Genomic DNA, 9,347 nt, shown 5'->3' on the forward strand with positions numbered 1-9,347 from the left:
ACCTCCAGGTCTGACCCGGCGCCAGCGCTCCTACACCACGCACGGGGACGTGATCTCGTTCAATCAGCAGGCCCCCACTGATTATTGGATCGATGACGCCTATGCGACATCCTTGTCCGGAACCAGCCTTTGGACCTGTTCTTATTCAAGTTTTCCTATCGCCAAAGTCGAACAGGGCCGGGTTGCCTGCTGGTCGAACATGATCCAAGGCGCCTCCGCCCTCGCTGTACAAGACGATATTGTTCTGCTGCTGGGCGGGTATGGTGATGCGGCTCATCGGCTGGCCGTCTTGCGGCTTGAGGGGGAAGCAGGCAGGCAAATCGGGGAATTCCAGCTTTCCCCGTTCAGGCAGAAAGGACCGGTCTTGCTTCAGGGGCGCGATGACCAGATACATATTGTTGAAGGCGGGATCTGGTCCCGCATCGCCGTATCCAGTGTGATTGGGGCTCTGGGCGCTGCCCGGCAGGAATGCAAATCGTCCTAATGAACGTGCTCCAGCTGCAGCCGCTCTGCCGGCAACGCCCATGGATGCTGGCGCTCCTCATAAACGGAGATGGCGGGAGGTGGGAAGGTCGGATCGGTGAAGGCGCCCACCGCCACCCCCCAAAACGCCGGCGCCCCGGTCAGCTGCCAATAGACCGTTGACCCGCACACGGGACAAAAATGGAAGGTGGCTGACCCGCCGCTGTCACCCTGCCGCGTCCATTGCGTGGTCTGGCCGGTGATCGTCACGGCATCGCGGGGGAAGCGGGCCTGCGTGCCGAAGACGCTGCCGGTGCGCCTTTGGCATTCATGGCAGTGGCAGATGGACACGCGCACCGGCTCTCCACGGCAGACAAGGCGGACTTGCCCACAACTGCATGATGCGACCCGGTCGCCCATCTCCGCCTCCCTTATCCTGCCTTGCGTCCGCCCTTGGCCGCCTTGGCCGGGGCGGCGGTCACGGGTTTCAGATAGGGTGCCAGATAATGGCCCGTATGGCTGCGCGCTGCGGTTGCCACCTGCTCCGGTGTGCCGGCGGCCACGATCTCCCCGCCGCCATTGCCGCCCTCCGGTCCCATGTCGATGATCCAGTCGGCGGTCTTGATGACCTCCAGATTATGTTCGATGACCAGCACCGTGTTGCCCTGGTCGACCAGGGCGTGCAGCACTTCCAGCAGCTTGCGCACATCCTCGAAATGCAGGCCCGTTGTCGGCTCGTCCAGGATATAGATGGTGCGGCCCGTGGACCGGCGGGCCAGTTCCTTGGCCAGTTTCACGCGCTGCGCCTCGCCGCCGGAAAGCGTCGTCGCCGGCTGTCCGATCTTGATATAGCCCAGACCGACCCGGTCCAGCGTTTCCAGCTTGTCGCGGATGGAGGGCACGGCGCGGAAGAACTCCGCCCCTTCCTCCACCGTCATGTCCAGCACCTCGGCGATGCTCTTGCCCTTGTACAGCACCTCCAGCGTTTCGCGGTTATAGCGCTTGCCGTGGCAGACATCGCAGGTGACATAGACGTCGGGCAGGAAATGCATCTCGATCTTGATGACGCCGTCGCCCTGGCACGCCTCGCAGCGCCCGCCCTTGACGTTGAAGCTGAATCGCCCCGGCCCGTACCCGCGCGCCTTGGCCTCCGGCAGGCCGGCGAACCAGTCGCGGATGGGCGTGAAGCAGCCCGTATAGGTGGCGGGGTTGGATCGCGGCGTCCGGCCGATGGGCGACTGGTCGATATCGATGACCTTGTCGACATTCTCCAGCCCATGGATGGCGTCATGGTCACCCGGATGTTCGCGGGCACCCATCAGCTTCTTGGCCAGCGCCTTGTACAGCGTTTCGATGACCAGCGTGGATTTGCCGCCGCCCGACACACCGGTGACGCAGGTGAAGGTACCCAGTGGCACCTTAGCCGATACGTCGCGCAGATTGTTGGTGCGGCAGCCCGTGACCTCCAGGAACTGGCCCGGATGGCCGGGGCGCCGCCGCGCGGGGATTTCGATCTGGCGACGGCCCGACAGATATTGCGCGGTCAGGCTGGTCGGGTGGGCCATCACCTCCGCCGGGGTGCCCTGGGCGATGACGGTGCCGCCATGCACGCCCGCGCCCGGCCCCATATCGACCAGATAATCGGCCACCCGGATGGCGTCTTCGTCATGTTCGACGACAATGACGGTGTTGCCGATGTCGCGCAGGCGTTTCAGCGTGGCCAGCAACCGGTCATTGTCACGCTGGTGCAGGCCGATCGATGGCTCGTCCAGCACATAAAGCACGCCCGTCAGGCCCGATCCGATCTGGGACGCCAGCCGGATGCGCTGGCTTTCGCCGCCTGACAGGGTACCGGATGCACGGTCCAGCGCCAGATATTCCAGACCGACATTGTTGAGGAATCCCAACCGCTCGTTGATTTCCTTCAGGATGCGCGCGGCGATGTCGCGCTGCTTCTGGGTCAGGTGCGGCTCCAGATTGGCGAACCAGTCGGCGGCCTGCCGGATGGACATGCGGCTGATCTCGGCGATGGACAGGCCGCGGATCTTCACGGCCAGAGCTTCCGGCTTCAGGCGCGCGCCACTACAGGTCTCGCAGGGCTGTGAAGACTGGTACTTGGACAGTTCCTCGCGCACCAGGGCGCTTTCCGTTTCCTTCCAGCGGCGTTCCAGATTGTTGACCACGCCTTCGAACGGCTTCTTGGTCTCATAGGACCGCAGGCCGTCATCATAGCGCATGGTCAGCGGATTCTTGCCCGACCCGTACAGGATGGTCTGGCGCACATTCTCGCCCAGTTTTTCCCAGGGCGTGTCGACCTTGGCGTCGAAATGGGCGCAGATGCTTTCCAGGGTCTGAAGGTAATATTGCGAGGTGGAATTGGCCCAGGGCGCGATGGCCCCTTCGCGCAGGCTCAACCGCTCGTCGGGCACCACCAGCATGGGATCGAAATAATGCTTCGATCCCAGCCCGTCACAGGCCGGGCAGGCGCCGAACGGGTTGTTGAAGCTGAACAGGCGCGGCTCGATCTCCTCGATGGTGAAGCCGCTGACGGGGCAGGCGAACTTGGCGGAAAACACCGTGCGCTCGCCATTATCGGCATTCTCCGCGAAGATCAGCCCGTCGGACAGTTCCAGGCCCGTTTCGATCGAGTCGGCCAGCCGGTTGCCCAGGTCGGCCTGCACCTTCAACCGGTCGACCACCACCTCGATATCGTGCTTCAGCTTCTTGTCGAGGGTGGGGGCATCCTCAATCTCGTACATCTCGCCATTGATCTTCACGCGCTGGAAGCCGCGCTTGCGCAGTTCGGCCAGTTCCTTCTTGAACTCCCCCTTCTTGCCGCGGGCAATGGGGGCCAGCAGGTAAAGCCGCGTGCCCTCTGGCATGGTCAGGATGCGGTCGACCATCTGGCTGACCGTCTGGCTTTCGATGGGCAGGCCCGTGGCGGGGGAATAGGGAATGCCGACACGCGCATAGAGCAGGCGCATATAGTCGTAAATCTCCGTCACCGTGCCGACGGTGGAGCGGGGATTGCGGCTGGTCGTCTTCTGTTCGATGGAAATGGCCGGCGACAGCCCCTCGATGCTGTCGACATCGGGCTTTTGCATCAGTTCCAGAAACTGGCGCGCATAGGCCGACAGGCTTTCCACATAGCGCCGCTGCCCCTCCGCGTAGATGGTATCGAAGGCCAATGAGGATTTGCCGGAACCCGACAGGCCCGTGATCACCACCAGGCTGTCGCGCGGCAGATCGACGTCAACATTCTTCAGGTTATGCTCACGGGCGCCACGGACGGAGATGTACTTGTTCATCGGCTTCTATCTTCGGCTTTCTGTCCCGTGGTGCGGGCGGATGCTGCGGTGCGGATAAGGATAGGCAATGCGGACCTTTTGAAAAGGGCACGCGGACGCGGCCCCGTCATGTGGGCAACAGGGCTGACAGGCGCTTGGGTGCGATCACGCGATAGCTTTCCAAGGTCCAATGGCACAGTCGTTCAACGTCGATCGCATCGCCGGCGGTGAAACGGAACGAAACCCAGCCCGCCTTGCCAAGCCCGTACCCCGTGGGTTCAGCCCCCGGCATATCCAGGGCGAATTCACGGGATTGCGGGAGCTTAAGGCTGACGCGGAACTTTCCTTGGTAATGGCCCACAAAAATGAAGATCTTGCCACGCACCTTGATCACCCGTTCCCCCCAGGGAAATTCCTCCACTGCCTCTGGCAGGGCGAGGGCGTGCGCGCGCAGGGCCTGTTCGGCATCGGCGAAGGGAAGGTCGTTCATGGCCAGGTCCGCTTGGTCATAGGACGGGACCGACAATGCCCGGTCCCGAGGCGGAATGCAATGTTCTTGTATTGTTCCTATTTAAATTGTGGAAACCTCCACGGGGCAGCGTGTAGGCTGCCGGCCATACCGGCGGGGGACAGATTTCCGCCGACGATCCCTTTTGCGAAAGAGCGACACCATGGCGGGCAGCGTCAACAAGGTCATCCTGATCGGCAACCTGGGTAAGGATCCGGAAGTCCGGTCGCTCCAGAACGGCGGCAAGGTCTGCACCTTGCGCATTGCCACGTCGGAGACCTGGAAGGATCGTGGCACGGGCGAGCGCCAGGAACGCACCCAGTGGCACAGCGTCGTCATCTTCAACGAAAACCTGGTCGGCATCGCCGAGCGCTTTTTGAAGAAGGGCAGCAAGGTCTATGTCGAGGGCCAGCTGGAAACCCGCAAATGGCAGGATCAGCAGGGGCAGGAGCGTTACACGACAGAGGTCGTGCTGCGCCAGTTCCGCGGCGAACTGACCCTGCTGGATGGTCGTGAAGGCGGCGGCATGGGCGGTGGTGGCGGCGGTGGCTATGACGACCGCGGCGGCGATTATGGCGGCAGCGGTGGTGGCGGCTTTGGCGGCGGCGGCTACAGCGGTGGTGGCGATTATGGCAGCGGCGGCAGCAGCCGGGGCGGAAGCGGCGGTGGCGCGCGCAGCGGCGGCGGCAATCGTCCCAGCCCCGCGGCCGATCTGGACGACGAAATCCCGTTCTGATTCGGGGTCAATGCCGAGTGTAAGTGGTATCTCAGAAATCCAAGCGAGATCAGCGGCTTGGATTAATTCCGGGCTGTCTTTGGGAACCCGGCAATCCTGGTGAAATGGTGTGAGCCCCTGCTGTGTAAACAGCAGGGGCTCACACGGCCGCTATGGTCAGGGTTCGAGGCACGCCCGTGAAGACAATGTCATCGGGGACACGACCCCGGTCCTGAACTAACAGGGTAAAGCCCCAGGGCCCAATCAGCGGGCTCTACCTATGGGTGGACCCAATCAGGCAAGCAGGTCAGAACTTCGCCCGCAGCCCCACATAGTAGGAGCGGCCGACGGCATCATAGACGCCGACGTCGGTGCTGTTCTGCGAACTGGCCACGACGGGCAGGCCGCGATCAAACAGGTTGGTGACACCGGCGCGCAGTTCGATGCTGTCATTGACGCGGACATTGCCGAACAGATCGAACAGATTATAGGCGGGCACGCCACGCGACGGGTTGGTCGGTGTGGTCACCGCCGTCACATCATCCATGGGCCCCTGGTAACGCCAGCGCAGGCCGACACCGAACAGGTCGGAACGGTAACCGAAGGTGGTCAACGCCTTCCAGCGTGGCAGGGCGCGACCCAGCGTGCTGGTATTCACATAATCCTGGAACGCGCTGCCGGGCAGGGTCTGGATATTGTAATGGTGGACCCAGCCGATGACGGGGGTGACATACAGCTCCGCGCTTGGATCGCCCATATCGGCACCGATATCCGACAGGTTGGCCGACCAGTTGATCTGCACATCGATACCGTCGGTTTCCAGACCACCCAGGTTCAGGAATGGCAGGCTGACATCCTGCAACTGACCCTGCGCGTCGCGGGTCAGCAACTGGCAGAATTCGTTCGACGCGGCATAGGTCGGATTGGAACCGTCAAGATTGTAGCACTTGGACAGCGTGGTCAGGCCCGGCACGCCGGAGATCACGTCCTTGATCTTGATGTTGTAATAGTCGACAGAGATGGTGGTGCCGCCATACCAGGGATTGTCGCCCGGCACGGTCAGCACGGCGCCGACATTGTAGGTATTGGCCTTTTCCGGGGTCAGGCCCAGATTGCCGCGGATGGTGCCGCCCGTTGCCGTGGTCGGGAACGTGTAGGTGTCGATGACATTGGCCGGCACCCCCTGCGCGATGCAGAGCGCGCGAACCTGGGCCCCGCCGGCACCCGTGCGGGCGATGGAGCGCACGTCGCAGGGATCACCGACCGATGCCGGCGGCGTGCCGAACTGCACCTGCGTGCCCGTGGGCGGGGAGAACAGTTCGCCGATATTGGGCGCACGTACGGCCCGTTGATAGGACCCACGCAGCATCAGGGAATTGACCGGCCTCCACCGCATGTCGCCTTCAAAGGATTTGACGCTGCCCGTGGTAGAATAGTCAGAATAGCGGGCGGCAGCGCCAATGGCCAGTTCCTCCGCGAATTCCGCGCCGTTGAGCAGCGGGATGTCGACCTGCCCGGCAATCTCCTTCAGGTTGATATTGCCGCGCGCGGCGGCTGAGCCTGTCACCGCTTCGATATTCTGCGCCGCCAGATCGCTGTCGGGCGTGTAGCGATAGGTGTTGCGGCGGTATGAGGCCAGCAGAGCCACCTGCAAGGGACCGGCCGGCAGTTCCACCACGGGGCCCGACAATTGCCCCTGCACCTGGCTCTGCGTCAGCTTTTCGGTGCTCAACGCCGTCTTGGTCATGTAGGTCTGGCAGGCGTCGGAAATGCGGGTGGCATTGCTGATGCCGAACGGGTTGAAACCGCCTGCGCACAGCGAATTGCCGCCATCCGCCGCATTCAGCAGGGTCTGTACCTTGCTTTTCACGACGGCATTGTACAGCGCCTGATCATGCAGGCTTTCGTCATAAGAGGAATAGACATCCCATTTCCAGGTGCCGGCCAGATCGCCCTTCAGGCCCAGTGCGAACTGGCTGACCTTGTATTGTTCATCCCAGTTCTTGTCGGCGATGCCGACATAGCGGCCGTTCCAGGTGAAGGGCGCGTTGGGATTGGGGCGGGAGGCCAGAATGGTCTTCAGGTCGGCCGGGATGAAGGGATTGGTGATGGGAATGGTGGTCAGATTGCCGATCTGGGTCAGGCTGCCGCCGCTTTCGGTATTCACGACGCTGTCGACATACATGAACTGGCCATAGGCCGTGACGCCTTCCGCCACTTCGTAATCGAAGGAACCAAAGGCCGTCTTGCGGTCCAGGGAGTTCTGGAACTGTACCTGCTGGCCCACCGGCATGCGCACATTGCCGGCGATGATGGCATAGCCATTGTCGGTCGGGCCCTTATAATTCAAGGCTCCCGTCTGGACGAACAGCGACCCGTCATTGTTGAAGCCCAGGTTCAGGGTACGGCCAACGGTGGAACTGACGCCATACTTGGTGAAGACGCCATTGATCGCGGCCTGGGTTGGCAGGTTGGCGGCATTGGGCACATAGGTGCCGGTGCCGATGAAGGAGGACGGTGTGACGAATTCGAAGAAGGAGCGCTTGGCCCCCTGCAGACCCGGCCGGTCCGTATAGCTGGCCGTCAGCATCATATGGCCCTTGCCTTCGGCGAAGGCGCTGCCCAGCGTGACGGAGGCGGATTTCTTGAACACATCGCCGCGTTCATCCTGCCCGAACTGGACGTCGGCGCGGACGCCGTCGAAGGGCTGGATGGTCTTGAAATTGACCACGCCGGACATGGCATCGGAGCCATAGATGGCCGATGCGCCGCCCGTGATCACATCGATGCTGCCGATGACCGCCTCTGGCAGGATGTTGATATCGACATTGCCGTTGATGTCCGACAAGGGCAGGCGTTTGCCGTTCAGCAGCACCAGATTGCGGTTGGAGCCCAGGCCGCGCAGGTTCAGGCTGGCGCGGCCGCCGCCGCCCTGGCCGCCCGTGCTGGCGGTGCCGGCGGCGGTGAAGGAGGGCAGCTGGTTCAGGGCGGCTTCAACCTCCACCTGACCGCTTTCCTTGATGGATTCCGTCGACACGGTGGTGATGGGGCTGACCGCGACATTGTTGGGCCGCTGGATCAGGGAGCCGGTGACCACGATTTCTTCAAGCAGATCAGTCTTCGCGCTGTCTGCCTGCTGCGCCAGGGCCGGGCTGGCCAGGATCATGCCGGCAGCCAGCGAAAGGGCCAACGGCGAGGTGGTGTGCCGCAACCGGCCGACCGCTGGCGGGTGCTTCTGGGTCTTGGTGGTCTTCACGTATTCCTCCCCTTTTGTGGCGCAGTGCTCCCCGTTCCGGCAACGGTACGGGTGCCCGGCTTTGCTTTTGATGATGAGGCGGTGGGCACCCGTCAGCGGGGGCCGATCACCGTTCCGATGAAATCGATCGTGTCGGCCAGCGCCTGGCGGCTGACTTCCACGGTGCGTTCCGGCTTTTCGGCAATCCAGCTATGGTTGGCGCCGTCGAAAATGCGGGTCCTTACCGAAACTTTCGCGGCTGCCAGGGCTGCGGCGAACCGATCCTGCTGAACCACCGGCACGACATTGTCGTCGCGGCCATGCATCAACAGGAAAGGTGGATCCTTGGCGTCGACATAAGTCATGGGCGAGGCTTGCCGCGCGCGGTTGTCATCACAGCCGGCGGGAGCGCAGCCCAGGAACCTGCGCATCGGTTCCGTCGGTGGTGCATCCTTGTTCAGATAGCTGGGCATGGTGGTCAGGTCATAGATGCCGAACCAGGAGACGACCGCCTGCACACAATCCGACGCCTGATCCGCCCCGCCCGCGCCCGTGGGCACGGTTTCGACCGTGGCGGGACGGGCGGGGGCTGGCGCATCCTCGGCAAAGGCCGGGTCACCGCAGCTCGCCCCCACCAGGGCCGCCAGATGGCCGCCGGCCGACTGTCCCCAGGCGGCGAACCGTTGGGGATCGACGCCAAAGCGGGTGCCGTTGGCCCGCAGCCAGCGGATGGCGGATTTCACATCCTTGGCCGCGGCGGGGAACGGCGCCTCCCCCGAAAAGCGGTAACTGACGGAGGCGACGACATAGCCCTGGGCCGCGATGGACGCCAGTACCTTGGGCCAATCCTGGAAGGCGGCGCTACGGCGCGGACCACCGCCCAGCCAGCCGCCGCCATGGATATAGACGATGACGGGTCGTGCCTTGCCATCCTGCCCGGCACCGGCCGGCAGGAACAGGTCCAGCTTCAACGGCCGGTAACCCGGAACGGTCTTGTAGACGACATCGGGCATGCCGGTGACACCATCGGCGAATGGCACCGTGATGGCGGAAAAGGTATCGGCCCCAACCTGCTGTACCGAGGCGCCGACGGCAGCCTTGGTCGCGACATCGGCACCCCCGGCATGGGCCGGCCGGGCC

The 9,347-nt window shown here is 63.3% G+C and carries 7 protein-coding genes; 2 read left to right on the forward strand and 5 right to left on the reverse strand.

The window, feature by feature from the left end:
• Positions 1–484 (forward strand): hypothetical protein (locus tag ACODTW_RS27900; RefSeq protein ID WP_488949476.1); only part of this gene is annotated, 484 nt, incomplete at its 5' end.
• Here the strand turns inward: ACODTW_RS27900 and ACODTW_RS27905 are convergent.
• The 3 genes from ACODTW_RS27905 to ACODTW_RS27915 form a co-directional block, all read right to left on the reverse strand.
• The gene (locus ACODTW_RS27905) at positions 481–882 is read right to left on the reverse strand and encodes a GFA family protein (protein ID WP_488949477.1); all 402 of its coding nucleotides are present in this window, start codon (positions 880–882) and stop codon (positions 481–483) included. The genes ACODTW_RS27900 and ACODTW_RS27905 overlap by 4 nt on opposite strands.
• Before the next feature lie 11 nt (positions 883–893).
• Positions 894–3,770 carry an excinuclease ABC subunit UvrA gene (gene uvrA, locus ACODTW_RS27910; RefSeq protein ID WP_488949478.1) on the reverse strand — a complete coding sequence of 959 codons (2,877 nt, stop codon included), beginning with the start codon at positions 3,768–3,770 and terminating at the stop codon, positions 894–896.
• 106 nt (positions 3,771–3,876) lie between these two features.
• Positions 3,877–4,239, reverse strand: a complete 363-nt coding sequence (locus tag ACODTW_RS27915) for an MmcQ/YjbR family DNA-binding protein (RefSeq protein ID WP_488949479.1) — start codon at positions 4,237–4,239, stop codon at positions 3,877–3,879.
• Between the two features lie 181 nt (positions 4,240–4,420).
• Here ACODTW_RS27915 and ssb point away from each other — a divergent pair, with 181 nt between their 5' ends.
• Complete coding sequence (ssb, locus tag ACODTW_RS27920; RefSeq protein WP_488949480.1) at positions 4,421–4,993, forward strand: single-stranded DNA-binding protein; 573 nt, start codon at positions 4,421–4,423, stop codon at positions 4,991–4,993.
• A gap of 286 nt (positions 4,994–5,279) precedes the next feature.
• On the opposite strand, the gene ACODTW_RS27925 is transcribed toward ssb, so the two are convergent.
• On the reverse strand, positions 5,280–8,228 hold the full coding sequence (locus ACODTW_RS27925) for a TonB-dependent receptor plug domain-containing protein (RefSeq protein ID WP_488949481.1): 2,949 nt from the start codon (positions 8,226–8,228) through the stop codon (positions 5,280–5,282).
• A gap of 92 nt (positions 8,229–8,320) precedes the next feature.
• A partial coding sequence (locus ACODTW_RS27930) for an alpha/beta hydrolase fold domain-containing protein (protein ID WP_488949482.1) occupies positions 8,321–9,347 on the reverse strand: 1,027 nt, incomplete at its 5' end.

Source organism: Niveispirillum sp. FG148, assembly GCF_057809655.1.

What these genes read in the sequence shown, in the direction of transcription:
- ACODTW_RS27905 (WP_488949477.1), bottom strand. Translation starts at nt 882, where the DNA reads ATGGGCGACCGGGTCGCATCATGCAGTTGTGGGCAAGTCCGCCTTGTC.
- uvrA (WP_488949478.1), bottom strand. Translation starts at nt 3,770, where the DNA reads ATGAACAAGTACATCTCCGTCCGTGGCGCCCGTGAGCATAACCTGAAG.
- ACODTW_RS27915 (WP_488949479.1), bottom strand. Translation starts at nt 4,239, where the DNA reads ATGAACGACCTTCCCTTCGCCGATGCCGAACAGGCCCTGCGCGCGCAC.
- ssb (WP_488949480.1), top strand. Translation starts at nt 4,421, where the DNA reads ATGGCGGGCAGCGTCAACAAGGTCATCCTGATCGGCAACCTGGGTAAG.